Genomic DNA, 24,977 nt, shown 5'->3' on the forward strand with positions numbered 1-24,977 from the left:
CAGGCAGCGCCCACATGTTTGATTTTTTCCGCAACAACATCAAGTTTCTGATGGCGGTCCTGATGTTGCTGATCATCCCGGCCTTTGTGCTGGTGGGCGTCGAAGGCTATGGCACTTTGGGCGACGACCCCAACGCCGTGGCGCGCGTCGGCGGCACCGACATCACCCGCAACCAGTGGGAAGAACGGCACCGCAACCAGATCGATCAACTGCTGGCGCGAACGCCGGGCTTGCAGCGCGCCCAGCTCGACACCGAAGCCAGCCGTTTTGCCACGCTCGAGCGCATGATCGATGAACAACTGATTCTGCTGGCGGCCCAAGAAGGCCGTTTCCTCGTCACCGACCAGCAACTGGCCGCCACGCTGGCGCAAGACCCCACCATCGCCCAACTGCGCCTGCCAGACGGCACGCTTGATCTGGAGCGCTACCGCCAATTGTTGGCTGGGCAGGGTTTGACCCCCGAGCAGTTCGAGGAATCGGTGCGCGCCGACCTGATTCGCCGCCAGTTGATCGAGGGCTTGGCCGTCACCGCTTTGGCCCCGCCGAAGCTGGCCGAGCAGGCTTTGCAGCCCTTCTTGCAGCGCCGGGAAATTCAGTTCACCGTGTTCCGGCCCGATGCGTTCCGTGCCGGAATCGCCATTTCCGAGGCCGACCTGAAGGCCTTCTACGAGCAAAATCCGAACCTGTTCCAGTCGGCCGAACAAGTCGATGTCGAATACCTGGTGCTCGACCTGCAGGCGGTGGCGCAGCGCATCACCGTCAGCGAGGCCGACTTGCGCGCCCACTATGAGAAAACCCGCGTCCAGCTGGCGGCCAAAGAAGAGCGCCGCGCCAGCCACATCCTGCTCACGCTGGAGCCGGGTGCCAGCCCCGAACAACAAGCTCAGGTGCGCGCGCGAGCCGAAGAACTGCTGGCCCAGCTGCGCCAAAACCCGGCCCGTTTCGCCGAACTGGCGCAGGCGCACTCACAAGACCCCGGTTCTGCGGCCCGCGGGGGCGATCTGGGCTTTTTTGCCCGTGGTGCCATGGTGCCCCCGTTTGAGCAGGCGGTGTTTGCGCTGCAACGCGGCGCCATCTCTGACTTGGTCCAATCGGATTTCGGCTTTCACATCATCCAGTTGGTCGAGGTGCGCCAGCCGCCAGCCGAGCCCTTCGAGGCGGTGCGCGAGCGTTTGGCAGCCGAACTGCGCCAGCAACAGGCGCAACTGCGCTTTGCCGAAGCGGCCGAGTCCTTCTCCAACCTCGTCTATGAGCAGGCCGACTCGTTGGCGCCTGCCGCGCAGGCGCTGGGCCTGACGGTCCGGCGCGCCCAAGCCGTGGTGCGCAGCGGCGGCACCCAGCCCGCCGGCCTGGCGCCCGCCTTGAGCAATGAGCGGCTGCTGGAGGCCCTGTTTGCCAGCGATTCGCTCGCGCTCAAGCGCAACACCGAAGCCATCGAGGTCAGTGCCGGTCAACAACTGGTGTCGGCGCGGGTGCTCGCGCACCGGCCGGCGCAACTGCAACCGCTGGATGCCGTGCGGCCCCAAGCGCGCGAGCAGCTGCTGCAGCGCCGCTCGCTGGAGGCGTCGCGCACCGAAGGCCAAGCCCGCTTGGCCGACTGGCGCCAAAACCCGGACGCAGCCCAAGGCCGGCTGTCTCCCGCCGTGGCCTTGTCACGCACCGAGCCGCAAGGGGCGCCCCAAGAGGTGCTGCGCGCCGTCTTGAGCGCGGCCGCGCCGGCCGCCGATGCCCCATCGTGGGTGGGGGTTGACATGGGCCCCGATGGCTACGCCGTGATCCGAATCAACCGCGTGCTCGAGCGCGAGGCACCCGATGCGGTGCGCGCCGGGCTGGAGCGCAATCAGCTCGCGCAGTTGTGGGCGCAGGCCGAAACCCAAGCCTACCTGCGGCTGTTGCGGGCACGCTTCGAGGTCGAGATCTTGCAGCCGCGCCCGGCGGCCGATGCCGCAGCCGCGTCCTAAGCCCTCTTTTTGTATTTTTCGCTCGCAAACCCGGCTATAATCAAAAGCTAGCGGTGGCTGTAGCTCAGCTGGTAGAGTCCAGGATTGTGATTCCTGTCGTCGTGGGTTCGAGTCCCATCAGCCACCCCAAAAAATTGCAGTAAAACAAGGGCCTTCCGGCCCTTGTTGCGTTTTAGGGGCGTGCTGGGGGATGAATTGAATCATCCCGACCTTGCCAGATCGGCTGAAGGCAATACCAGCAGTCCTGTGGCCACGGGCACGTACCGGAGCAGGGCAGTGGCCACCGATTGGGCATAAACCGGGCGGTAAGCGCCGGGTACCAAGGGCGCGATCAGCCTGCCGATGGGGATGCTCAGCTGCTCGGCCAGCCGCGGGGCCTGCCCCAGATGGGCGCGGCTGTCCAGCAGCAAGGAGGGGCGCGCGATCACCAGCGCATCCAGCTCTAGGGCCATCAGCGCATCCTCGAGCTCGCCCTTGACCCGGTTGTAGAAAACGGCCGAATTCGAGCTGGCGCCCGCAGCACTGACCAAGCCTAAGCGGCGCGCCCCGGCCTTCACGGCCGCTTCTGCCACGGCCAGATTGGCGTGCAGATCAACGGCTCTAAAGGCCGCTTGGCTACCCGCCAGCCTGATGGTGGTTCCCAGCGCCAGATAGACCTCATCCACATCGGGCAGGGCAGGCAGCGCGGTGAAATCCACCCCATGTAGGTGCAACTTGGCGTGCCTTGCGTCTAGGGGGCGGCGCACCAAGGCATGCACTTGCGTGACGGCGGGGTGGGCGAGCAGACCTTGCAGCAACAAGCCGCCAATCAGGCCGGTGGCGCCAGCCAGCAGCACGGTTCTGGGGTGAGCGGGTATGTGGTTCATGGTGCTGGAGCAGACCTCTGCTTGGGTGCGGCCTATTATCGGCTGCCGCCCGCAGGGCGCAGGCGCTGTTTCTGTCATTTTCCCAAGCGATAATGTTTTGGTGAACCAAGCACCAGAACCTACAGAATTCGATCTTTCTTCGGGAGTAGGCAGTCGCCCCCAGCAACGCACCAACCAGCCCATCGTCGGGGCAACGGCGGCGCTGTCGGTCTCGATTCCCCACGCGATTGGCCTTGGACTGCTGGCTTTTGCCCCGCTGGCTTATCTGGGTTCGGCCAGTGCGCTGGCGCTGTGGTCGGCGGCACTGCCGGGGGCCTTGCTCACCCTGTTGGCGCGCAGCAAGGGGGTGATTTATGGCCCCTCGACGGCGGTGGCGCTGCTCTTTGGCGGCATGCTGTCGCTGGTGGTCGGGGCCGGCGCCGCGGTTTCCATATCCGCGGCACAGGCGCTGGCCATTACCGGCGTTTTTGCGGCGCTGGGTTTTGTGTTGCAAGCCGTGATCGCCTGGAGCGGCTTGGCCCGGCTGGCGCGCTTCATTCCGGTTGCCGTGACGCAGGGCTTTGCGGCCGGGGTGGGTTTGTCGCTCATTGTGGCGCAGATCAAGGGGCTGCATTACATCAGTGGCGGGCAGTGGGGCGCCTTGCTGGGCTGGCACGCGGCCATCGCGCTCGCCGTGGTGGCCCTGAGCCTGGTGTTGCAGCGCCTATGGCCGCGTTTTCCTACGCTGTTGCTGGCGGTCATCTTGGTCGCCTTGCCGTGGCTGCTCTGGGCCCCCGGGGTGGAATTGAGCATGGCAGCCGAGGAGGCGGTTTTTTTGCTGCCCATCGTGCCCGACTGGTGGGCCGCGCCGTGGTGGCTGGTGCTGGATCGGGTCGGTTTTCAACTGGCTTCGCTGGCCTTGCTGATGGCGGTGGTGAACTCGCTCGAGGTGCTGGTCTACCATCAGCAGCTGGAGCATGAACACGGGCAACACAGCCCGCCCGGCTTGGTGTTGGGGCGCGAGGGCTGGGTGGGCGCGGGCTGCGCCCTGCTGGGCCTGATACCGGCCTCGACCAGCCTGTCGCGCTCGCGCATCGCGCTTTTTTACACCGGCACACCGAGCCGAAGGGCCGGGCAGTGGCACGCGCTGGGCCTGATCGGCGTGGCCGTGAGCGGCTTTTTGTGGCTGCCCTGGGTGCCGATGGCGGTTTTGATGGGGGCGCTGCTGATCGCTGGGGTGCGCATGATCCCGCCCTCGTTGTGGGAGTTGTTCAGCGTCCGCGAGGGACGCAGCTCGCGCGTGCAGGCTTGGGTGGTGGCCCTGGTGTTCGTGGGCTCCAGCGGTGCCTTGGCGTTGCTGGCCGGTCTGTTGGTGGCTACGTTGGATTTGCTGCGGGCTTCGGGCGCGCACGCCATCCGGCGCGTTCATCTGGAGGGCAAGCTGCGCTCGCGCCATGTGCGAGGGCCGCAGGACGAAAGCTGGCTGGCCCCGCGCATGGCCACGGTGGCGGTGTTTGAGCTGCAAGGCATCGTCTCTTTTGGGGTGGCGGCTCAGGTGGTGGAGCAGGTGCACTCGCAGCTGAACGGGCACCGCTGCGTGATACTGGACGCCTCGCGCGTGCCCTCTTGGGATGAAACCGGCTGCTTGCGCCTGATCGCCTTGGCGCACGAGTTGCATGAGAAAGGCGTGGCGCTGCTGCTGTGCGGTGTGCGCGGTTTGGCGGCGCAGCGCATGGCCGGGCTGCACACCCGCACCGACCTCGATCGTGCCCTCGAATGGGCCGAGGAGCAGATTTTGGCCAACCGTCCGCCAGAGTTGCAAGCGCAACCGGAGCAGGCGTCGATGCTGGGGGAGTTGGGCGCTGAACTGACGGCGGCCCAGTGTGCGGCGCTGCAAGCGCTGATGCGCAGCCTGCGCTTCGCCCCCGGTGAGGTCATCATCCGCCAAGGTGACCTAGACCGCACCTTGCTGTGGGTCCAAGCCGGCACGGTGACGCTCTCCACCTCCGAAGTGCCGGATCAAGGGGTGCGCTTGTCGGTGATCGGTGCCGGGGCGGTGTTTGGCGAAATGGCCTTCCTGAATGGCATGGCCCGCACCGCCTTCGCGCACGCTGGCAGCGCCGGCGCACTGCTCAACACCCTGAGCTGGGAGCAGTTTCAGGCGTGGCGCCAGAGCGACCCCGAGGGCGCGTTGCTGTTCGTCACCGCGCTGGCGCGCATGGGCATCCGGCGCCTGGGGGCGACCTCGCGCGAGCTGCGCGCCGCGATGGAGTGAGGGCGCAAGGCAGAGCCGCCCAGAAAGCCGCCCTAGCGTCCCAGCAAAAAAACCGTGGGCAGCTCCAGCGGCAGGGCGGGGCGCTGTTGCTTCCAGACGCTGACCTGGGCGCTGTGGATGGCCTGTTGCGGCAGGTTCAAGCCGACGCCTAGGGCCAAGCGCGTGTGGGGCTGTAAGCACTCCAGCAGGCTTTGCAGCAGCGCCTGGTTGCGGTACGGGGTTTCGATGAAAATCTGCGTCTGACCGCTGCGCAGGGCCAGGGCTTCGAGCTCGCGGATGCGCTGCGCCCGGGCGCTGCTTTCTTGCGGCAGATAGCCCACAAAGGCAAACTGCTGCCCGTTGAGCCCGCTGGCGGCCAGCGCCAGCATCAGCGACACCGGCCCCACCAAGGGCGCCACGGTCAGGCCCAACTGGTGCGCGGCACGCAACACCGATGCCCCAGGGTCGGCAATGCCGGGCATGCCGGCCTCGCTCACCAGCCCGATGTCGTGCCCCTGCAAGGCCGGGGCGAGCAGGGCGGTGGCGTCGTGGCCGTCATGGGGGTCGTGATCGCCCTTTTTGTGCACCTGACGCGGCAGTTCGACGATCTGCTGGGCCTGCAGCGGCTGCGCCAGCGGCACCACGAGCCCGACCCGTTTCAGAAAGGCGCGCGTGCTTTTGGCGTTTTCGCACACCCAGTGCGCCAAGCGGGCAGCGGTCTGAATGGTGTGCAAGGGCAGGCTGTGCTCTAGGGATGGGGTGGCGGCAGCCGCGTCCAAGCACCCGAAATCGAGCGGCGTCGGCACCAGGTACAAGGTGCCCAGCAGGGCGCTGCGGGTCATGGCAGAAGCACCCCGGCGCCGCGCAGCAGGCGGGCGGTGTGGATCAGGGGCAGGCCGATCAGGGCGGTGGGGTCGTCGCTTTCGATGCGCTCCAGCAAGGCGATGCCCAAGCCCTCGCTCTTGGCACTCCCGGCACAATCATAGGGTTGCTCGGCCAGCAAATAGCGTTCGATTTCATCGTCTTGAAGCATGCGAAACTGCACCCGCACCTGTGCCAAGGCGCTGGCGCTGTAGCCGCTGTCGAGGCAGCAAAGCGCCACGGCGGTGTGAAAGCACACGCTTTGGTCGCTCATGGCCTGCAACTGCGCGCGGGCGCGTTCGTGGCTGCCGGGTTTGCCCAAGGCCTGCCCGTTGAGCTCAGCCACTTGATCGGAGCCGATCACCAGCGCCTGCGGGTGCTGCAGCGCCACCGCCTGCGCCTTGGCCAGCGCCAGCCGCTGCGCCAATTGGGCTGGTGGCTCGCCGGGCTGGGCGCTTTCATCGACGTCCGGCACCACCACGCTGAAAGGCAGTTGCAAGCGCCCGAGCAGCTCGCGCCGGTAGGGCGAGCTGGAGCCGAGGATCAGGGGGCGGCTCATTTTTAGAAGGCCCCAAACAGAGTCGCCGCCACGATCGCCACCACCAGCGCACCGATCGGGAACACCACCGCAACCATGGCCAGATCGCCGTAGGACTGGCGGTGCGTCAGGCCGCAGATCGCCAGCAGCGTGACCACCGCGCCGTTGTGTGGCAGCGAGTCGAGGCCACCGGTGGCAATGGCGGTGATGCGGTGCAGCACCTCCGGCGCGATGCCGGCCGCCGTGGCCATTTCCAGGTAGGTGCTGCCCAAGGTCGAGAGCGCGATGCTCATGCCGCCCGAGGCCGAGCCGGTGATGCCGGCCAAGATGTTAACCGCAATCGCCAGCGAGACCAGCGGGTTCTCGCCGCCCAGGCCCAGCACCCCCACGCGCACGATCTCGAAGGCGGGCAGGGCGGCGACCACTGCGCCAAAGCCCACCAGCGAGGCGGTGTTGAAGATCGGCAGCACCGAGGCGTTGGCGCCGTCGTCGAGTGAGCGCGTCAGCGACACCAGCCGCGCCCAGTTGGTGGCGATCAACACCAAAATGGCGAGCGTGAGCGCCAGGATGATCGACCACACGCCCAGCACCGAGGGCAAGCCGACGGCACCAAACTGCGGCTCGGCCAAGAAGGCCACGTCCCACGACGGAATGACGAAGGTGGAAAACAGCAGGTTGGCCACGATCACCACCACGATTGGCAACACCGCCAGCCAAAAAGGCGGCAGCGGGCGACTGGGCGTGGCTGCTTTTTCGCAGACCAAGTCGGTCACGTCGTAGCCCTGACCGGCGGCACATTCGCGCATCGCTTTGTCGGCCGTGGGCAAGGCGTCGGGGTGCACACCGTAGCCCTCGCCGAGCGCACGCGCCGCCGCCGCGCGGCGCATCAGCCACCACTGCCCGGCGCCAAACATGATCAAGGCCGCCAGGATGCCGATGCCGGGTGCGGCAAAGGGCGAGGTGCCAAAAAACGGCATGGGAATCGCGTTTTGGATGGCTGGCGTACCCGGCAGCGCCGTCATGGTGAAGGTGAAGGCCCCCAAGGCAATGGTCGCCGGGATCAGCCGCTTGGGGATGTTTTGATCCCTAAACAGGCTGGCCGCAATCGGGTAGATGGCAAAGGCCACCACGAACAGCGACACGCCGCCGTAGGTGAGGATGGCGCAGGCCAATACCACCGCCAAGATGGCTTGCCCGCCGCCCAATTGCGCCACCAAGCCCTGGGCGATCGCCTTGGCCGAGCCGCTGTCGTCCATCAGACGGCCAAAGATAGCGCCCAGCAGGAACAAGGGGAAGAACGAGATGATGAAGCTGCCCGCCGAACCCATGAATACTTGGGTGTAGAGCCCGAGCAGCGGCGCGCCAGCAAACAGCGCCGCCAGCAGCGCACACAGCGGCGCCAGCAACAGCACCGACACACCCCGGTAGGCCAAAAAGATCAGCAACCCGAGCGCGAGCACAACGCCCAGCAGCCCGATCATGCCTCAGCCCCTAGGCCGCCTGGGTGGCGCATGCGTTGGGTTTGCTGCTGAACTGCCATGATTTGAACTTTCTGCAAAGGGTGCTGCGCGGCATCCTAACACGTGAATGTTGCGCTGCATCAAAATGCTGCCCCCATGGGCGCCAAAGCGCTGCACAGGGCGGGCGTTGCAGCGGCGTATGGCTTTCTACTTCAAACTCCCCGCCAAAAACTGCGCCAGGCGCTCGCTTTTGGGGCTGGCCAGCACCTCGCGCGGCGCGCCTTGTTCCTCGATGCGCCCCTGGTGCAGAAAAATCAGGTGGTTCGAGACTTCGCGCGCAAAGCCCATCTCGTGCGTTACCACCACCATGGTGCGGTGCTCCAGCGCCAGTTGCTGCATCACGCGCAGCACCTCGCTCACCAGCTCCGGGTCCAGCGCGCTGGTGGGTTCGTCGAACAGCATCACCTCGGGCTCGACCGCCAGCGCGCGCGCAATCGCCACCCGCTGCTGCTGGCCGCCGCTCAGGTGCGCCGGGTAGCGGTCTTCCACCCCGTGCAGCCCGACGCGCTCCAGGTACAGGCGCGCCGTTTGCACCGCTTGCTCTTTGGGCACTTTGAGCAGGTGCAGCGGCGCTTCGATGATGTTTTGCAGCACCGTCATGTGGGCCCAGAGGTTGAAGCTCTGAAACACCATCGCCAGCCGGGTGCGCAGGCGCTGCAACTGCTGCGCATTGGCGGCTTCGAGTTCGCCGCTGCGCGTGGGCCGCAGGTGCAGTTCCTCACCGGCCACGATGATGCGCCCCTGGTGCGGTTTTTCGAGCAGATTGATGCAGCGCAGCAGCGTGCTCTTGCCCGAACCCGAGCTGCCGATGATGCTGATCACATCGCCAGCGCGCGCCGACAGCGAGACGCCCTTGAGCACCTCATGGCTACCGTAGCGCTTGTGCAAGTCGATGACTTCGAGCTTGGTGGGGGTGGCGAGCGACATGGGAAATGGTAAAAATGGCTTCAGTGGCGGCGCGGCCGCAGATGCCCGAGGTAGCGCCATTCCAGGCCCTTGAACACCCCCACCAGCAAGAAGGTGATGCACAGGTAAATCGCGGCAGCGAACAGGAAGGCCTCGAAGGGCAGGAAAAAATCGGCGTAGATGCGGCTGGCGGCGGCCGTGAGGTCGATCAGCGCGGGCACCGTGCTGGCCAGGCTGGTGCTGTGCAGCATCATCACCACCTCGTTGCCGTAGGCGGGCAGGGTGCGGCGCAGGGCGCTGGGCAGCACGATGCGGCGCTGAATCTGCCAGCGGCTCATGCCCATGGCCTGCGCGGCTTCGAGCTCGCCCGGGTTGGTTTCGCGCATGGCACCGGCCAGCATTTCGGCGGTGTAGGCGGCGTTGTTGAGCGCCAGCGCCAGCAGGGCGCAGAAAAAAGCGTCTTTGAACAGGGTCCAGGGCCAGACCGTGTCCCAGCGCGCCTGTATCCATTCCAGCTGTGCGATGCCGTAGTAGATCAAAAAAATCTGGATCAGCAGCGGGGTGCCCCGGATGCAATAGGTGTAGGCACCGGCCAGCCCGCGCAGCGCCGCCACCCGGCTGGTGAGCGCTAGGGCCAGCAAAAGCGCCAGCACCCCGCCAAACAGCAGCGAGCCCGCCAGCAGCCACAGCGTGGTGACCAGCCCCTCGGCGTACAGCGCCAGGGTTTCGGGCAGCAGCAGCACGTCCCAGTTCACAGGCTCACCTGGGTGCTGCCTAGGGCATAACGCCGGCTCAGGGCACGCAGTGCCCACAGCGAAACGCTGGTGTAAGCCAAGAACACCGCCGCCGCCAGCAGCAAAAAGTAAAAGGGCTCGCGCGTGGCGGCGCCGGCTTGCATGGCGTGGAAAGTCACGTCATGCAGCCCGATCAGGCTCACCAGCGCCGTGGCCTTGATCAGCACCAGCCAGTTGTTGGTGAAGCCGGGCAGGGCGTAGCGCACCATCTGCGGCAGCGTGATGCGAAAAAACGTGCGCGACGGGCTCATGCCAAAGGCCCAGGCGGCCTCGGCCTGGCCCTTGGGGATGGCCAACATGGCACCGCGAAAGGTCTCGGTCATGAAGGCACCGTAGATAAAGCCGATGGTGAGCACGCCGGCCATGAACGGGTTGATGTTGACCTCAGCCTCTAGCCCCAAGCGCTCCAGCAGGGTGATGAGCCCGATGGTGCCGCCGTAATAGACCAGCAGCAGCAAGATCAGCTCGGGCACACCGCGCACCAACGTGGTGTAGGCCCCAGCCAGCGCCACCAGCGGCCGACGCTGCGAGAGTTTGGCCGCCGCCCCGAGCAAACCCAGCGCAATCGCCACCCCCAGCGATGCCAGCGAGACCGTGAGCGTCAGTTGCGCGCCGGACAAAACCGATAAAACGTGACCGTCCACTGCCACAGCAGGGTTAGTCGCCGTAGATGTCGAAATCGAAGTACAGGCGTGCAATCCGGTCGTACACGCCATTGGCGCGAATGGCCCGGATGGCGTTGTTCAGTTCGGTGCGCAGTTCGTCGCGTCCCTTGCGCAGGGCAATGCCCATGCCGTCGCCAAAGTAGCGCCGGTCGCGCAGTTCGGGGCCCACAAAGCCAAAGGCTCGACCTTCGGGGCGGTTCAAAAAGCCGGCCGTGACCTCGACCCGATCGGCCACCGTGCCATCCAAGCGCCCGGCCTGAATGTCGAGATAGACTTGGTTTTGCGCATCGTAGGGCACGATGATGGCACCAGCCGGGCGCAGCTGACTCATGGCGAAGCGCTCTTGGGTGCTGCCCTTGAGCACGCCGATGCGCATGCCGCGCAGCGAAGCGGGCCCAGTGAACGGGGTGCCGGTGCGCACCACGATGCCGCTGGGGGTGCTGTAGTATTTGTCGGTGAAATCGACCACGCGGCGGCGCTCGTCGGTGATCGACATCGAGCTGATGATGACGTCGTACTTGCGCGCCAGCAGGCCCGGGATCATGCCGTCCCACACCTGTTCCACGAACACACAGCGCCGGCGCATTTCGTTGCACAGCGCTTGCGCGATGTGCACGTCAAAGCCGGTGAGCTGGCCGGCAGACGTTTTGTAAGTGAAGGGCTTGTAGGTGGCATCGACCGCCACGCGCAACACCGGCCAATTGGCGGCTTGCGCGGGCTGTGCGGCTGGCGGTGGGGGCGAGGCGCTTGCGGCCGGGGACTGGGCCACGGCATAACTGGAAACGAGCGCCAGCAAGAGCGCAAAGAGTTTGAGCTTCATGGGAATGTGCTGTCAAAAAATTGTAAGAAACGCGTATTATGCCGTGGCGGCCATGCTCAGCCAATCCAGTTCCACAGCTCCAGCAGCGTGGCCCCACCCGCCGTGAGCAAGAGGGCGAAGTAGAGCAGCGTCAGGCACACCGCCAAGTAGCCCAGCAGCAGCGCCAGCCCATCGCGCTGCATCATGCCGGCCGACAGAAAGATCACCGCCAGCGCCGGCAAGGTGTTGCTGAAGGGGATGAGCCCAAAGGGCATCATCAGCAGCAGGCCGGCGAACACCAGCGCCAAGTTGTTGCACAGAGTGGCCGGGCCATGGCTGCTCAGCCACGGCCAGCGGTGCGGGCGGCTCAGGCGGTCGATGCGGTGCAGCCAGACCGTGGCGCGCTGCAGGCCGGCGCGCAGCGGTGCCGCCGCCAGACGGCGCCTAGCGATGCGCTGCGGCAGCCACGGTTTCCGCTGGAAGGTGCGCGTCAGGCCAATGAGCACGATCGCCAGCCCAAAGGCGGTGCTCACGCCCGGGATCGAGACCGGCACCAGAAAGATCAGCGACAAAAAGATCGTCAAAAGCATCAGGCTGTCGGGGCCCACGGCTTCGACGATGTCGTGCAGGGTCAGGTCTTGTTCGGGCAGGGTCGTGAGCACGCGCTCGATGTGCTCGACCAAGGTGTCGGGCGCATCAAGCGCATCGGCATCAGCAGCGGCGGGCATGCGTTCGTTCGTCATTTAACATAATACACATTGTGGAACTAGATCTGGACGGCGATGGTGGCGGTTCAGCCTCTGGTCAAGCCTGAACAGCAAGGCCTTTTACCACGGCAGTCTTGCGACCCTTTTGCTGTAAGCCACTTGTGCGCCCAGTCGGTCCTCACTCAGGAATGCGGTCCTGCTCCTGCTCGCGCCGTTTCATGCCGCGCTTGAGGGCCGTGTAAAGCGTCCACAGCAGCAAAGCGGCGCACAGGGCCAGCACCACGGCGCTGATCGGGCGTTCGATGAAAGTGCCCGGGTCGCCGCGCGAGAGCAACAGGGCGCGGCGCAGGTTTTCTTCCATCATCGGGCCGAGCACGAAGCCCAGCAACAAGGGCGCGGCCTCGAAGCGCAGCTTGAGCAGCAGATAACCCATCACACCCAGTCCGGCGGTCATGTAGATGTCGAACACGTTGTTGTTCACACTATAGACGCCTAGGCAGATGAACACCAGAATCGCCGGGTACAGCACGTGGTACGGGATGCGCAGGATCGAGACCCAGATCCCCACCAGCGGCAGATTCAGGATCACCAGCATGATGTTGCCGATCGCAAAGCTTACGATCAGGCCCCAGAACAGCTCGGGCTGCTCGGTCATGAGCATCGGGCCGGGCTGGATACCGTGGATGATGAGCGCGCCCAGCATCAGCGCCATCACGGCGTCGCCCGGTATGCCCAGCGACAACGTGGGCACGAAGGCGGTCTGCGCGGCGGCGTTGTTGGACGCCTCGGGAGCGGTCACGCCCTCGATGGCGCCTTTGCCAAAGCGGCTCGGGTCTTTGGCGACGCGCTTTTCCACCGCATACGACATGAAGGAAGCGATGGTCGGGCCGGTACCCGGCAAGGCCCCCAAAAAGCTGCCGATGCCGGTGCCGCGCAACATCGGCAGCGCAGACTGTTTCAAGTCTTGCCGCGTCGGCACCATGGAGCGCAGGGTGATGATGGACTTGGCCGTGCCGTCGCGCTTGAAGTTGATGGAGGCGATCAGCTCGGCCACGCCAAAGATGGCCATGGCCACGGCCACCAGGCTGATGGCGTCCATCAGCTCGGGGATGTCGAAGTCGAAGCGCGGCACGCCGGAATTGATGTCGGTGCCCACGGTGCCCAGCAACAGGCCCAACATGACCATCGCCAACCCCTTGATGGGCGAGCCGACGGACAGCGTGGAAGCGGCCACCAACCCCAGCAGCATGAGCGAGAAGTATTCGGCAGCCCCGAAACGCAAACCGATTTCGGCAATGCCCGGCGCAAAAGCCACCAGCACCGCGATGCCCAGCATCGAGCCGACGAAAGAGGCAATGGTGACCATGAACAGCGCCACCCCGGCCCTGCCCTGCTTGGCCATGGGGTAGCCGTCGAGGCAGGTCACCGCCGAGGAAGGCGTGCCGGGCAGGTTGAGCAAAATGGCGGCGGTCGAGCCGCCGTACTGGGCTCCGTAATAGACGCCGGCCAGCATCACGATCGCGGCCGTGGGCTCTAGGTTAAACGTGATGGGCAGCAGCAGCGAAATGGCGGCCAAGGCGCCGATTCCGGGCAGCACCCCGATCAGGGTGCCCAGAAACACGCCGATGAAGCAGTAAAGCAGGATTTCGGGTTGCAGCGCCGTCTGCAAGCCCAACATCAGTCCAGATGCGATATCCATGTGTCAATCTCCTTATCGTTGTGTTTTTAGTGGCTCCACGGCCAAGTGGGCAGATTCATGCCCAGCCCCAGAATGAACACCACCCACGTCACTGCGGCCACGCCGAGCCCGGTCAGGACGCGGGTTTTCCAGCCCACGGTCGCGAGCGACAGCGGCAGGGTCGAGACCAGCACCATCAACACGCTGGTGATCAAAATGCCCAGTGGGCGCAGCAAAAACGCAAACAGCAGCAGCGACAGGGTGACGAAAAACAGCGCCTTGAAGTCGATCCCGAGCGGGCCGGCATTGGGGCGGAAAAACGCCGGCAGCGCGATCAGCAGGCCCAGCACGGCCAGCGCCGCACCCAGCACGAGCGGGAAAAAGCCCGGCCCCATGCGGCTCAACTCGCCGATTTCGAGGTTTTGGTAGGCGTAGATGGCGGCAAAAGCGCCGATGGCCAGCATGGCCAAGCCGCCAATGAGGTCTTGCAGGTCTTTGTTGAGCATGGGACGGCCTTGAAATTGTCTCGGGTTTCGATGCTGCCCCGATTGGAACCGCAAACGGGTGACAGCGGATTAAGTAATTGCACGTATCGCCTACGCGGCGCCGTGGTGCCGGCGCAAACAGGGCGCTACCGCCTTACCAGGTGCCGCTGCCCTGCTGCGCGCGCACGCTGGCGGCAATCGCCTCGGCCACATCGGGGCGGTGCGCCAACAGGGCAAAGTCGATCGCGTTGAGCCCCTGCTGGTTGCGCGCCAGCGGCTCGGCGCCTTCGCGCAGCAACAGTTCGACCACTTCGCGCCGGCCGTAGTGCGCGGCCAGCATCAGCGGGGTGCTGGCGTTGGGTGAGCGCGCATCGATGAAGGCGTGGTGCGCGAGCAGCAACTGCGCAATCGGCAGCGCCTGCGCGCCGTCGTGGCTGGCGGCGTAGTGCAGCGGCGTCCAACCGGGGCGGTTGACTTGGGCGCCGCGCGCAATCAGCGCCTGCACCAGGTCGAGGTGGCCGCGGATGGCAGCCAGCATGAGCGCGGTTTCTCCGGCCGGGTTGCTGGCTTCTAGGTTGAGCGTGGGCTGCTGGATCAAGTGCCGCGCCACGCGCAGCGAGTCGACCTGGATCGCCAGCGGCAGCGGCGGCACCAGATCGGGGTTGGGTGCGTTGATGTCGAAGCCGCGCAATTGCAGCTCGATGATCGGGCCGACGTCGTCGCGGCTGATGGCCATGAAAAAGCGCTCGAATGAGCCGGCTTGAGCTTGGACGAAGCCAGATCCTGATGCAAAAAGCAGTACGAAAACAATGCAATGAAAGTATTTTTTCATGTGTTTTCGAGTTTTATTGGGTGGTTTCTGGTGGGCGGCTTGGGGGGCGCTCAAGCGGCATGCAGCAACTCGGCGGGCAGACCGGCTTGGCTGAACAGGCGCCAAAAATTGGCTGTGGTGGCTTGCGCCACCTGCTCGGGTGTCAGCCCCTTGACCGCCGCCAGTTGCTGCGCCACGAACGGCACGTAGGCGGGGGTGTTGAGCTTGCCGCGGTGCGGTGCCGGGGCCAGATAGGGGCTGTCGGTCTCGATCAGGCAGCGCTCCAGCGGCACCTGGCGCACCACTTCGCGCAGCTCGGCGGCGTTGCGAAAGGTGATGATGCCGGAGAAGGAAATGTAAAAACCCAGCTCCAGCACGGCCTGCGCCAGCTCGGCGCTTTCGGTGAAGCAGTGAAACACCCCCCGCGCCACGGGCAGGTGGGGCGTGGGGTCGGCACCGGGCACAAAGCCGCCCTCCTCTTGCAGGATGGCCAGCGTGTCGGCGGCGGCGGCGCGGGTGTGGATGATCAGTGGCAAATCGGCTCTGCGCGCGGCGCGAATGTGCACCCGAAAGCGTTCGCGCTGCCATTCCATGTCGGCCACGCTGCGCTCACCCAGGCGGTAGTAGTCGAGCCCGGTTTCGCCGATGCCGACCACGCGCGGGTGCTGGGCGGCAGCCAGCAGATCGGCCACGCTGGGTTCGCGCACGCCTTCGTTGTCGGGGTGCACGCCCACCGTGGCCCAGAGCTGCGGGTGCTGCTGCGCCAGCTCCAACACGGCCGGAAAGGTTTCTAGGGTGGTGCTGATGCACAGCGCGCCGCCCACTTGGGCTTGGCGCATGGCGCTCAGGAGCGCCGGCAGTTGGGAGCGCAGCTCGTCAAAATCGAGGTGACAATGGGAATCAATATACATCCGCAAACCTATGTTTTCAAATGGTTTGTGTGGAACGATCAGAGGCCAGATGGGTGCCGAGGATGGCTTCGATGCGGGCCTTGAGTTGTTTGGATTTTTCATCGGCCGGAAAGCGCACGCCGATGCCCTGGCTGCGGGCGTGGGCGGCCCCGGCAGGCGTAATCCACGCCACTTTTCCGGCCACCGGGTAGCGCTGGGCTTCGTCGGGTAACGTCAGCAGGACGTACACATCCTGGCCCAAGCGGTACTCGCGCGCCGAGGGCACGAAAATGCCGCCCTCGGCAAACAGCGGAATGTAGGCCGCGTAGAGGGCGGCTTTTTCCTTGATCGACAATTGGATGACGGTGGGGCGGCTGCCGCCCGGGGTTTCGGCCGTGCTCATGGGCGCGAGTGTAGCGCGCTGGGGGCGCCGGGGGCCGGGCTGGGCCGGGGTGAGGAATCGGAACGTGTGACTGACGAACCCCGGCCCAGCCCGGCCCCCGGCGCCCCCAGCGCCCCCGCTGCCAACGCCTGGCGCGCCCGCAGCGCCCAGGCTTCTTGCAGCAAAGCGGCTTGGAAGGGGTGTTCGAGCGTGCGCGCCGCTTGTTGCAGGTCGCGCTGCCAGGCGCTGAGCGCGGTCAAGGGCGGGGTGGGCGGCAAATCGCCGGCGGCAAAAAAGCGCGGCTCGGCCGCCACGGCGGCGGCCATGAGATCGTGGCAGAGCTGTTGCAGCAGCTCCATTTGCAGCGCCAGCGGCCACTCGCGCAGAGGGGCAAAGTCGCCCGCCGCAATCCGTTTGGGCAGGCTGGCCCAGAGGGTGGCATCGAGCCCGCGTGCCAGCCACTGGCGCGCGGCTTCGGGGCGGCCGCCGCTGGCGCGCCAGGCGGCCTGCAACTGCGGCAACGGGGTGCCGGGGGCCGCCGTTTGCGCCAGCCATGCAAGGGCTTCGGCTTCGCCGGGCCAGGCCATTTGCTGCGTCAGGCAGCGGCTGCGGATGGTGGCGGGCAAGGTATGCGCGGCTTCGGTGCTGAGGATGAAGCGCAGCGCCGGCGGCGGCTCTTCCAGCGTTTTGAGCAGCGCGTTGGCCGATTCGGCGTTGAGCCGGTTGGCGGGGTGGATCAGCACCACTTTGGCGGCGGCGCGCGAGGCCGTGATCTGGCTGAAGGCCAGTGCGGCGCGCACCGGATCGACGCGGATGAACTGGCTCGGCTTGGCTTCCTTTTTGTCGATCTTGTCTTGGGTTTTGGGGTCCAGCGGCCAGCCAAGTTCGAGCGCCAGCAGCTCGGGCATGAGCACGAACAAATCCGGGTGCGTGCGCACACCGATGGCGTGGCAACTGCTGCATACCCCGCAAGCCCCTTGCACGCCGGGGCGTTCGCACAGCCACACTTGGGCCAGCGCCAGCGCCAGCTCGTACTGGCCCAAGCCGGGCGGGCCGGCCAGCAGCAGGGCGTGGCTGCGCTGCTGGCGCAGGCTGGCCAACTGGCGCTGCAACCAGGGTGCCAGACTCATGCCGGCCCCAGCAGGCCGCGCCGCTGGCACACCGAGCGCACCTGCTGCCACACCTGCTCCAGCGGCAGGCTGGCGTCGATGCGCTCGAAGCGCTGCGGAAACTGGGCGCAGCGCGCCGCATAGCCGGCTGCCACGCGCTCAAAAAACGCCTGCGGCTCGGCCTCGAACTTGTCGGGTGCGCGCACCCCGGCCAAGCGGGAGGCGGCGGTGGCGGCGGGCAGGTCGAACCAGAGCGTGAGGTCGGGCTGGCGCAGACCGGGGGCGGAGGCACCAACGCCCGCGCCGGGGCAGGCCTGCACCCACTGCTCCAGCGTCTGCAAAACCTGCAAATCGAAGCCGCGCCCATGGCCCTGGTAGGCAAAGGTGGCGTCGGTAAAGCGGTCGCACAGCAGCACCTGGCCTTGGGCCAGCGCCGGTTCGATCACCGTGAGCAGGTGCTCGCGCCGGGCCGCAAACAGCAGCAGCGCCTCGGTCAGCGCGTCCATGGCTTGGGCCAGCAGCAAGCTGCGTAACTGCTCGGCCAGCGGCGTGCCGCCGGGCTCGCGCGTGAGCGTCACCGCCCGGCCGTGGGCGCGCAGGGCTTGGGCCAAGGGTTCGATGTGGGAGGATTTTCCGGCCCCGTCGATGCCTTCGAAGGTGATGAAAAATCCTGCTGCGGGCGGCGCGGCTGAAGTGGGCTTCATTGGTTGAGAATGTAGCGCCGAATCGCCACATTGTGCTCGGCGTAGGTGCGGCTGAAGGCGCTGGAGCCGTCGCTCCGGGCCACAAAGAACATGGCTTGGGTGTCGGCCGGTTGCACCGCGGCCAGCAGGGAAGCCATGCCGGGCATGGCGATCGGCGTTGGCGGCAAACCGGCGCGGGTGTAGGTGTTCCAAGGCGTGTCGGTCTCGAGGTGGATGCGGCGCAAGCGCCCTTCGAAGGCCGGACCCAAGCCATAGACCACGGTTGGATCCGCCTGCAGCCGCATGCCGATGCGCAGCCGGTTGTTGAACACGCCCGAGACCAGCGGGCGGTCGCTGGCCAGCCCGGTTTCGCGCTCGATGATGCTGGCCAGGATCAGCGCTTCATCGGGGTTGCGCAGCGGCAGATTGGGGTGGCGCTGTGCCCAGGCTTGGGCCAGTTGCCGCTCCATGGCCTGCGCGGCTTGGCGCAGCAGCGCCGAGGCATAGCCGTTTTTGGGGTAGATGTAGGTGTCGGGGAAAAACCGCCCTTCGGGGTGCGCGTGTGGCAGGCCCAAGGCCCGCATCAGAGCAGCCGGATCGTCTCCAGCAGGCAGGTCGAAACGCAAATACTCGGCCTGGCGCAGCGCTTGCAGCACCTGGTGGTAGGTCCAGCCTTCGAGCAAGGTGAGGCGGCGCAGCGCCTGCTCGCCCTCGACCAGCTTGCGCAGCAGCTCGCGCGGGCTGGTCTGGGCGTCGATCTCGTAGGTGCCGGCCTGCAGGCGGTGCGCCTGCCCGGAGGCACGAAACCACAAAAAGAGCAGATCGGGCGAGGTTTGCACCCCGCTTTGCACCAACTCGCGCGCCACCCCGCGCGCCGAGGTACCGGGCTCGATCACTACATCGACCACGCCCTGCGCTTGCGGGTCCAAGGGCAGCGGGCGCTGCAACCACCAAGCCGCCAGCGCCGCCAGCAACACGGCACTGGCCAGCGCCGCCAGCAGCAACCATTTCAGGGTTCGGAACACGGATTTGCACCTCTGTGACAATCAGGGCCCGATCATAAGTGAGGCACGAGCGCCCAATGAACCCCGATCCCATGTCCCAGCCGCCCCATGCCCTTGCAGACGCGCCCCCCGCCCATGGCACCGATTACGACCCCAGTGGCTGGAGCGGCATAGCCCCCCTGCCCGGCTGGGGTTTGATCGCCGCCGAGGGGCCGGATGCGGCAAGCTTTTTGCACAACCAGCTGAGCAACGATTTTGCCCTGCTGGGTCAAGCCGAAGCGCGGCTGGCGGCGCTGTGCAACGCCAAGGGGCGCATGCTGGCCTCGTTCATCGGTTTCAAGCGCGGCTCGGAGCAGGTGCTGCTGCTGTGCGCGCGCGACCTGTTGCCGCAAACCCTGCAACACCTGCAGCGCTTCGTGCTGCGCGCCAAGGTGCGCCTGAGCGATGCCTCGGAGCGTTTCACCCTTTGGGGCGCGGTCGGGGCGGCGCTGGTGGCAGATCTGCCCACGCCCCCTTGGAGCAAGCTCGACGCTGGGGCGCAGACTTGGGTGCGGCTGCCGTCTGCAGTGGGCTTGGGCCGGGCCGTGCTTTGCGAGGAAGCGGCCACCGCTGCGCCGGTCGATGCGGCCTCAGCCGCTGATCAGGCCCAAGCCGCCCCGCTGCCGCTTGCGCACTGGGACTGGCTGCAGGTGCGCAGCGCCGTTGCCTTGCTGAGCCAGCCGCTGGTCGAGCAACTGGTGCCGCAGATGCTGAATTACGAATCGGTGGGGGGTGTCAACTTCAAAAAAGGTTGTTACCCGGGGCAAGAAGTGGTGGCGCGCAGCCAGTTTCGTGGCACCTTGAAGCGGCGCACCTATTTGGCGCATGGCGGCGCTGCCGCTCCCGGCTCCGCGCCGCAGGCCGGGCAGGCCGTGTTTCACCCCAGCGACGCCGAACAACCCTGCGGCGTGGTGGTGCAGGCCGCCGCGCACCCAGCCGGTGGGTTCGACGCCCTGCTCAGCCTGCAGACCAGCGCCGCCGACGGCCAAACGCTGCACCTGGGCGCACCCGATGGCGCCGCCTTGGCGCTGTTGCCCTTGCCCTATGAGCTGCTGGCCGATGTGTAACTGCGCCTGAAAAGTGCCTGAAATGTGCCTGATCGCCTTCGCCATCGGCCAGCGCACCGATTGCCCGCTGCTGCTGGCGGCGAACCGGGACGAGTTCTGGCAGCGCCCCACCCTGCCACTGGGCGCTTGGGCGCTGGAGCATGGCCAGACCGTCTACGCCGGGCGCGATCTGCTGGCGGGCGGCACTTGGCTGGGTTTTTCGGCCGCTGGCCGGGTGGCCCTGCTCACCAACGTGCGCGACGGCCAGCCCGAGCGCATGGCGCGCAGCCGCGGCGAGCTGGTGACGCGCTGGCTGGCCGGCCCCGCTGCGATGCCCGATGTGCCGGCCTTGCTGCAGCAGACCGACCCGAGCGCCTATGGCGGCTTCAACCTGGTGCTGGGCGACTGCCTCAGCGGCCACTGGTGCTGGCTCTCGAACCGAACGCGCAGCCCAGAGCGCGATGGGCCCAGCGTTGCGGCATCCGGTTCGAGCCAGACGGGTCCTCAGTCCAGCGCAATCCCGCTGCCGCTGGCCTTGCCGCCGGGCTGGTGCGGCGCGGCGCTGCCCCCCGGCATCTATGGCCTGTCCAACGCCGCCCTCGACAGCCCGTGGCCCAAGTTGCTGCGCCTGAAGGCGTCGCTGGCCGCCGCGCTGCAAGAGCCGCTGTGCGGTGAACGCTGGCAGAACCCGTTGCTCCAGGCCCTGCTGGATCGCCGCCCGGCCTCCGAGGAGCAGCTGCCCGCCACCGGGGTGCCACTGGCACAAGAAAAACTGCTCTCCAGCCCCTTTGTTGAAATGCCACAACACGGCTACGGCACCCGCAGCAGCCTGATTGCACGCTGGCTGCGCCCTTCGGCGGACAGCAGCCAGCTCGAACTGCAGGAGTGGACGCACCCCCCCGGGCCGCTGACCCAAAGCGGTTACAGCAGCCTTTGCATATCGATGTGGGGAATGCCCACATCGTCGTAGGGCTGGCCCACGGTCTCAAAACCCAGGCGCTGGTAAAAACCTTGGGCGCTGCGCTGCGCACTCAGGCGCAGGCAGTGGTCGCCACGGGCTTGCGCCGCTTGCGTGAGCGCGCTCACTAGGCTGCGACCCACGCCGGTGCCGCGCAACACCCGGTGCACCGCCATGCGCCCGAGCTTGGCCACCCCGGCTTGGGCGGGCAGCAGCCGCGCCGTGGCCACCGGCTGGCCGAGGCGGTTGTAGGCCACCACGTGCAAGCAGTCGGCGTCGGCGGCGTCCCATTCGTCCTCGCGCGCAATGCCCTGTTCTTCGACGAACACCGCCGTGCGCACGCGCTGCGCGTCTGGGCCCAGTTCGGCCCAGCCCCCCGTGCGCAGCTCCAGCACGGCTTGGCCGGCCTCAAAGCCTTCGATCAGTTCGCGCAACACGGCAGGCAAGGGGCGTGGGCGTTGCGTGGCTGGGTCGGCAAACACATACACCAGTTCGCCCACGGCCAAGGGCTGCTCGGCGCGCAAGACGGCAGCGCGCAGCGTCATCGAGCTGTTGCCCAGCCGCTTACAGGCCAGCGCCACGTCGAGCTGGTCGTCCATGCGTGCCGAGGCATTGAATTCGAGCGTGGTTTTTTTCAGGTAGAGCTCGCCACCGAGCTGCGCCATGGCGTCCTCGTAGGGCAGGCCGAGGGTGCGCCAGTACTCCGACACGCCCAAGTCGAAATACGCCAGATAGTGCGCGTTGAAGACGATTTTTTGCATATCGACTTCGGACCAGCGCACCCGCAGCCGGTGCGAAAAACGGAAATCTTGTGGGTTCATGGGCAATTGCGGCCTTGGATGGTGAAGCTGCCCATTATGTGGGCTGCACCCAGGCCAATTTGTGTCGCCTGCGCGCAATGCTGCGCCGGCCGTGTGCCGTCAAACGTACCAGTTTTGTTCGGCCTGTGGCTGGTGCCGCATATGCAAGGACAGGCCAAGGGCGGCCATGTGGTTGGGGTTGCGGCTCAAAATGGCTTGCGAGAGCGGCAGGAACTCTTGTTCCTCAAAGCCGGCGTGAGCGCGGTACTGCACCACCAAGCGGTTTATCAGTGCCCCATCGAGCTCCGCTACTTGGCCCTTGGCCAGTTGCTTCAAGCCCACTTCGAGCGTTTTCCAGAGGGTTTCAAGCTCGCGGTGTTCATCGGTCAGGCGCCGGATCATGGCCTTGACGCGCTGCAGTTCCTCCCCCTCTTGCGCGCTCTCGAGCACGGCTGGGAACAGTTCGCGTTCTTCGTCGAGGTGGTGCTCAAAAATCACGGCACGAAAAAACTCATAGGCTTGCTCGGCGATCTGGCGCACTCGCGCCGCCGGTTCCAGCAAGGCGGGCAATTCGCTCAGCAGATCGAGCTTTTTGAGAATGCCACTGTGGCACTCAGTAAAATCCAGCAAGGGCAGTTCTTCGTCGGCCTCGCTGGCGTGGTGTGGTGCAGCGCTCATGAATGTCTCCACAGGGCCACAGAGCCCCCAGTCATTCTAGGGCATCTGGGGCACTGCCCGGTGCGCACTCATGCCGCAGCAGAGCTGTGCAGCGCGTCGCGGGGTAAAAAACCTTGCAGCGCCAGCAACAGTTGTTCGCGCAGCACCCATAGGCGTGGCAAGCGTTCCAGTGCGGCGCTGCGGCCCTGCGCTCGGCAAAGCTGCAGCAACTCGACTATGCTGGCGTGCAACTGCGCATGCAGCCCCAGTATGGCGATCCAGCGTGGACCCTGAACCTCGATGCCCATGGCCTGCAACTGCGGTGGCGTCAGGTCGCGCAACCAGCGCATAAAACCACAAGATTGGGCATCTTCCAAGGGTTCGTGGCTGCTCAAGCCTTGCAAATAATGCTCCAGCGCCAGCACACAGGCCCGACACTCCACCATGCCATAGAGCAGGGGCAAGCACTGGGGCTCCAGCGTGGTGGTGTTTTGCCAGAAGGCGGGCGCGCTCCAGCGCTGCAACCAGGGCGGAAAATCGGCCGCCGGCATGGGCCGGGCAATGCCGTAACCTTGTGCGCTCTCACAGCCCAGTTGCAGCAGCAGCCGGCCGTGCTCGTGCGTCTCCACCCCTTCGGCCACTAGGTCGCGGCGGAACACCTTGGCTAGGCCAATCACGCCTTCCAGAATGGCCAAGTCGTCGGGGTCGCAGAGCATGTCGCGCACAAAGCTCTGGTCGATCTTGAGCGTTTGCACCGGCAGGCGCTTGAGGTAGGTGAGCGAAGAATAGCCCGTGCCAAAATCGTCCAGCGCCAGGCGCAGCCCGAGCTTTTGGCAGCCTTTGACCACGGCCAAGGCACTATCCAAGTCGGTCAGGGCGCTGGTCTCGACGATTTCAATCTCCAGCAGCGCCGGATCGACCTCGGGGTGCTGCGCCAGCAAGGCGGCAAGCTGTGCCAGAAAATTTGGGTGTTGCAAATGATACGGGGCTACGTTGACCCCCACCGGCAGGTGCAGCCCGGCACGCTGCCAGTGCCCAATTTGCTGGAGCGCGGCGTCGATCACCCAGCAGCCCAGCTCGCAGATTAGGGGATCGTTTTCGATCAGCGGCAAAAAAACCCCTGGGGCCAGCAAGCCGCGTTCGGGGTGCTGCCAGCGGATCAGGGCCTCGACCCCGACCACGGCACCGCTGCGCATTTGCACCCGCGGTTGGTAGTGCAACACAAACTCCGACTGCGCCAACGCGAAGCGGATGCGCTGCATTTCCACATGGTGCCCACGCAAACCGATGTCGCGCTCGAGATCAAAAAAATGAAAGCGATTTTTACCCGCCAGCTTGGCTTGGTACATGGCCTGGTCGGCCTGGCGCAGCAGTTGATCGGCCTCGACTTCATCGGGTTGCGGGTACAGCGCCACCCCGATGCTGGCCGAGACCTTGAGCCGCCGCACATCGCCCTGCATGCACTGGCTGGCCGCTTTGAGCAGGCGTTCGATGCAGGGCAGGCTGTCGTCGGCGTGATGCAGGCTCTCAAAAATGGCCACGAATTCGTCCCCGCCCAGGCGCGCCAGTGTGTCGCCTTCGCGCAGCGTGGCACGCATCTGCAGCGCCACCGCCTGCAGCACCTCATCGCCCACATCGTGCCCATGCGCATCGTTGATGGCCTTGAAACCGTCCAAATCCAAGTAGGCCACTGCCAACTGCAGGCCGTTGCGGTGGCTGCGTGCCATGGCCTGTTGCAGCCGGTCGCTCAGCAGCAGCCGGTTGGGCAAACCGGTGAGGCGGTCGTAATGCGCCATGTATTCGAGCTGGCTCTGGTGCTCTTTCTGGCGCGTGATGTCGAGCATGAAACCCACCAGGTGCCGGATGCGGCCGCGCCCGTCGCGCACCGCGCTCAGGGTGAGGTGTTCCACAAAAAGCTCGCCGTTTTTGTGCCGGTTCCAGACTTCGCCGCTCCATTGGCCGCTGGCCAGCAGGGTGGCCCACATCTCTTGATAAAAGGCCGGCGCATGGCGGCCGGATCTGAGCAAGCCGGGTTTGCGCCCAAGCACCTCTACACGCGAATAGCCAGTGATGTGGCTAAAAGCCTGGTTCACGTCGCAAATGAGGCCCTGCGCGTCGGTGATGATCACGCCTTCGTGGGCGTGGCTAAAGACCGAGACCGCCAGCCGCGCATCGGCCTCGCGCTGGTGGCGCAGCATGGCGTAGCGCACGGCGCGGCGCAGGGTGCTGCCGTCGGCCCCTTTGGTCAAAAAATCTTCGGCGCCGCTTTGAATCGCGGCTTGCTGAGCTGCCACGTCGTCGTGGCCGGTGAGGACGACGATCGGTGCGTCGGTGAGTGCGCGGCAGCGCAACACGGTCTGCACCCCGAAGGAGTCGGGCAGATTCAAATCGAGCAGCACCACGTCGGGGGCCACTGTGCCGGCATCGAGCACCCGCTGTGCCGCCGCCAACGAGTCCACCGTGTGCAAAACAAAGGCGCGAACGTCTTGCTCCAGCAACTGGTATTTGATCAGTACCGCATCACTGGGCTCGTCTTCGATCAGCAAAACAAGGGGCGATGGCGGGAGCGCAGGGGGGCTGGACAT

General features: G+C 66.0%; 24 protein-coding genes and 1 tRNA gene. 5 read left to right on the forward strand and 20 right to left on the reverse strand.

Annotation, left to right across the window (positions count from 1 at the left end):
* Positions 1 to 14: 14 nt before the first annotated feature.
* Both SRAA_RS05040 and SRAA_RS05045 read left to right on the forward strand, forming a co-directional pair.
* Complete coding sequence (locus tag SRAA_RS05040; RefSeq protein WP_045531307.1) at positions 15 to 1,961, forward strand: SurA N-terminal domain-containing protein; 1,947 nt, start codon at positions 15 to 17, stop codon at positions 1,959 to 1,961.
* A gap of 53 nt (positions 1,962 to 2,014) precedes the next feature.
* Positions 2,015 to 2,090 (forward strand) — tRNA-His (locus tag SRAA_RS05045).
* 71 nt (positions 2,091 to 2,161) lie between these two features.
* Here SRAA_RS05045 and SRAA_RS05050 read toward each other — a convergent pair.
* The gene (locus SRAA_RS05050) at positions 2,162 to 2,827 is read right to left on the reverse strand and encodes an NAD(P)H-binding protein (RefSeq protein WP_045531308.1); all 666 of its coding nucleotides are present in this window, start codon (positions 2,825 to 2,827) and stop codon (positions 2,162 to 2,164) included.
* 100 nt (positions 2,828 to 2,927) lie between these two features.
* Between SRAA_RS05050 and SRAA_RS05055 the strand changes: the two genes are divergently transcribed.
* Entirely contained in the window at positions 2,928 to 5,081 is a 2,154-nt protein-coding gene (locus SRAA_RS05055) for a cyclic nucleotide-binding domain-containing protein (RefSeq protein ID WP_045533304.1), read from the forward strand.
* Between the two features lie 32 nt (positions 5,082 to 5,113).
* Here SRAA_RS05055 and SRAA_RS05060 read toward each other — a convergent pair whose 3' ends face one another.
* From SRAA_RS05060 to mltG, 16 genes are all read right to left on the reverse strand, one after another.
* A complete protein-coding gene (locus SRAA_RS05060; RefSeq protein ID WP_045531309.1) occupies positions 5,114 to 5,902 on the reverse strand; it encodes an SAM-dependent methyltransferase in 789 nt (262 codons plus the stop codon).
* Positions 5,899 to 6,480, reverse strand: a complete 582-nt coding sequence (locus tag SRAA_RS05065; protein ID WP_045531310.1) for a Maf family protein — start codon at positions 6,478 to 6,480, stop codon at positions 5,899 to 5,901. The genes SRAA_RS05060 and SRAA_RS05065 overlap by 4 nt, the downstream gene beginning before the upstream one ends.
* Positions 6,481 to 6,482: 2 nt before the next feature.
* Positions 6,483 to 7,940: a GntP family permease gene (locus tag SRAA_RS05070; RefSeq protein ID WP_045531312.1), complete on the reverse strand. Its 1,458-nt coding sequence runs from the start codon at positions 7,938 to 7,940 to the stop codon at positions 6,483 to 6,485.
* 186 nt (positions 7,941 to 8,126) lie between these two features.
* Positions 8,127 to 8,906 (reverse strand): ABC transporter ATP-binding protein, encoded by a 780-nt coding sequence (locus SRAA_RS05075; protein WP_045531313.1) that lies wholly within the window; start codon positions 8,904 to 8,906, stop codon positions 8,127 to 8,129.
* 20 nt (positions 8,907 to 8,926) lie between these two features.
* Positions 8,927 to 9,640 carry an ABC transporter permease gene (locus tag SRAA_RS05080; protein ID WP_045531314.1) on the reverse strand — a complete coding sequence of 238 codons (714 nt, stop codon included), beginning with the start codon at positions 9,638 to 9,640 and terminating at the stop codon, positions 8,927 to 8,929.
* Positions 9,637 to 10,323, reverse strand: a complete 687-nt coding sequence (locus tag SRAA_RS05085; protein WP_045531315.1) for an ABC transporter permease — start codon at positions 10,321 to 10,323, stop codon at positions 9,637 to 9,639. The genes SRAA_RS05080 and SRAA_RS05085 overlap by 4 nt, the downstream gene beginning before the upstream one ends.
* Before the next feature lie 13 nt (positions 10,324 to 10,336).
* Entirely contained in the window at positions 10,337 to 11,164 is an 828-nt protein-coding gene (locus SRAA_RS05090; protein WP_082039919.1) for a transporter substrate-binding domain-containing protein, read from the reverse strand.
* A 56-nt stretch (positions 11,165 to 11,220) separates the two neighbouring features.
* A complete protein-coding gene (locus SRAA_RS05095) occupies positions 11,221 to 11,886 on the reverse strand; it encodes an exopolysaccharide biosynthesis protein (protein ID WP_052467493.1) in 666 nt (221 codons plus the stop codon).
* A 142-nt stretch (positions 11,887 to 12,028) separates the two neighbouring features.
* Complete coding sequence (locus SRAA_RS05100; protein ID WP_045531316.1) at positions 12,029 to 13,549, reverse strand: tripartite tricarboxylate transporter permease; 1,521 nt, start codon at positions 13,547 to 13,549, stop codon at positions 12,029 to 12,031.
* 26 nt (positions 13,550 to 13,575) lie between these two features.
* Positions 13,576 to 14,034 (reverse strand): tripartite tricarboxylate transporter TctB family protein, encoded by a 459-nt coding sequence (locus SRAA_RS05105; protein ID WP_045531318.1) that lies wholly within the window; start codon positions 14,032 to 14,034, stop codon positions 13,576 to 13,578.
* A gap of 133 nt (positions 14,035 to 14,167) precedes the next feature.
* A complete protein-coding gene (locus SRAA_RS05110) occupies positions 14,168 to 14,749 on the reverse strand; it encodes an ankyrin repeat domain-containing protein (RefSeq protein ID WP_231849338.1) in 582 nt (193 codons plus the stop codon).
* 146 nt (positions 14,750 to 14,895) lie between these two features.
* Positions 14,896 to 15,735 carry a TatD family hydrolase gene (locus SRAA_RS05115; RefSeq protein ID WP_045531322.1) on the reverse strand — a complete coding sequence of 280 codons (840 nt, stop codon included), beginning with the start codon at positions 15,733 to 15,735 and terminating at the stop codon, positions 14,896 to 14,898.
* 16 nt (positions 15,736 to 15,751) lie between these two features.
* Positions 15,752 to 16,117 carry a PilZ domain-containing protein gene (locus tag SRAA_RS05120; protein WP_045531323.1) on the reverse strand — a complete coding sequence of 122 codons (366 nt, stop codon included), beginning with the start codon at positions 16,115 to 16,117 and terminating at the stop codon, positions 15,752 to 15,754.
* Positions 16,114 to 17,226, reverse strand: coding sequence for a DNA polymerase III subunit delta' (locus tag SRAA_RS05125; RefSeq protein ID WP_082039920.1), 1,113 nt, complete (start codon positions 17,224 to 17,226; stop codon positions 16,114 to 16,116). The genes SRAA_RS05120 and SRAA_RS05125 overlap by 4 nt, the downstream gene beginning before the upstream one ends.
* A complete protein-coding gene (gene tmk / locus SRAA_RS05130) occupies positions 17,223 to 17,909 on the reverse strand; it encodes a dTMP kinase (protein ID WP_045531326.1) in 687 nt (228 codons plus the stop codon). Before tmk ends, SRAA_RS05125 begins: the two co-directional genes overlap by 4 nt.
* Positions 17,906 to 18,913 (reverse strand): endolytic transglycosylase MltG, encoded by a 1,008-nt coding sequence (gene mltG, locus SRAA_RS05135; RefSeq protein ID WP_082039921.1) that lies wholly within the window; start codon positions 18,911 to 18,913, stop codon positions 17,906 to 17,908. Before mltG ends, tmk begins: the two co-directional genes overlap by 4 nt.
* 56 nt (positions 18,914 to 18,969) lie before the next feature.
* Here mltG and ygfZ point away from each other — a divergent pair, with 56 nt between their 5' ends.
* The gene (ygfZ, locus tag SRAA_RS05140; protein WP_231849339.1) at positions 18,970 to 19,998 is read left to right on the forward strand and encodes a CAF17-like 4Fe-4S cluster assembly/insertion protein YgfZ; all 1,029 of its coding nucleotides are present in this window, start codon (positions 18,970 to 18,972) and stop codon (positions 19,996 to 19,998) included.
* A gap of 22 nt (positions 19,999 to 20,020) precedes the next feature.
* Positions 20,021 to 20,947, forward strand: a complete 927-nt coding sequence (locus tag SRAA_RS12030) for an NRDE family protein (RefSeq protein WP_052467494.1) — start codon at positions 20,021 to 20,023, stop codon at positions 20,945 to 20,947.
* Here SRAA_RS12030 and SRAA_RS05150 read toward each other — a convergent pair.
* The 3 genes from SRAA_RS05150 to SRAA_RS05160 all read right to left on the reverse strand — a co-directional run bounded on the left by SRAA_RS05150 (position 20,899) and on the right by SRAA_RS05160 (position 24,977).
* Positions 20,899 to 21,756 (reverse strand): YbgC/FadM family acyl-CoA thioesterase, encoded by an 858-nt coding sequence (locus tag SRAA_RS05150; protein ID WP_045531328.1) that lies wholly within the window; start codon positions 21,754 to 21,756, stop codon positions 20,899 to 20,901. The genes SRAA_RS12030 and SRAA_RS05150 overlap by 49 nt on opposite strands.
* A 99-nt stretch (positions 21,757 to 21,855) precedes the next feature.
* A complete protein-coding gene (locus SRAA_RS05155) occupies positions 21,856 to 22,413 on the reverse strand; it encodes a hemerythrin domain-containing protein (RefSeq protein WP_045531329.1) in 558 nt (185 codons plus the stop codon).
* Between the two features lie 68 nt (positions 22,414 to 22,481).
* The gene (locus tag SRAA_RS05160; protein ID WP_045531330.1) at positions 22,482 to 24,977 is read right to left on the reverse strand and encodes a putative bifunctional diguanylate cyclase/phosphodiesterase; all 2,496 of its coding nucleotides are present in this window, start codon (positions 24,975 to 24,977) and stop codon (positions 22,482 to 22,484) included.

The sequence above is a fragment of the Serpentinimonas raichei genome (assembly GCF_000828895.1).
Taxonomy (GTDB): Bacteria; Pseudomonadota; Gammaproteobacteria; order Burkholderiales; family Burkholderiaceae_C; genus Serpentinimonas; species Serpentinimonas raichei.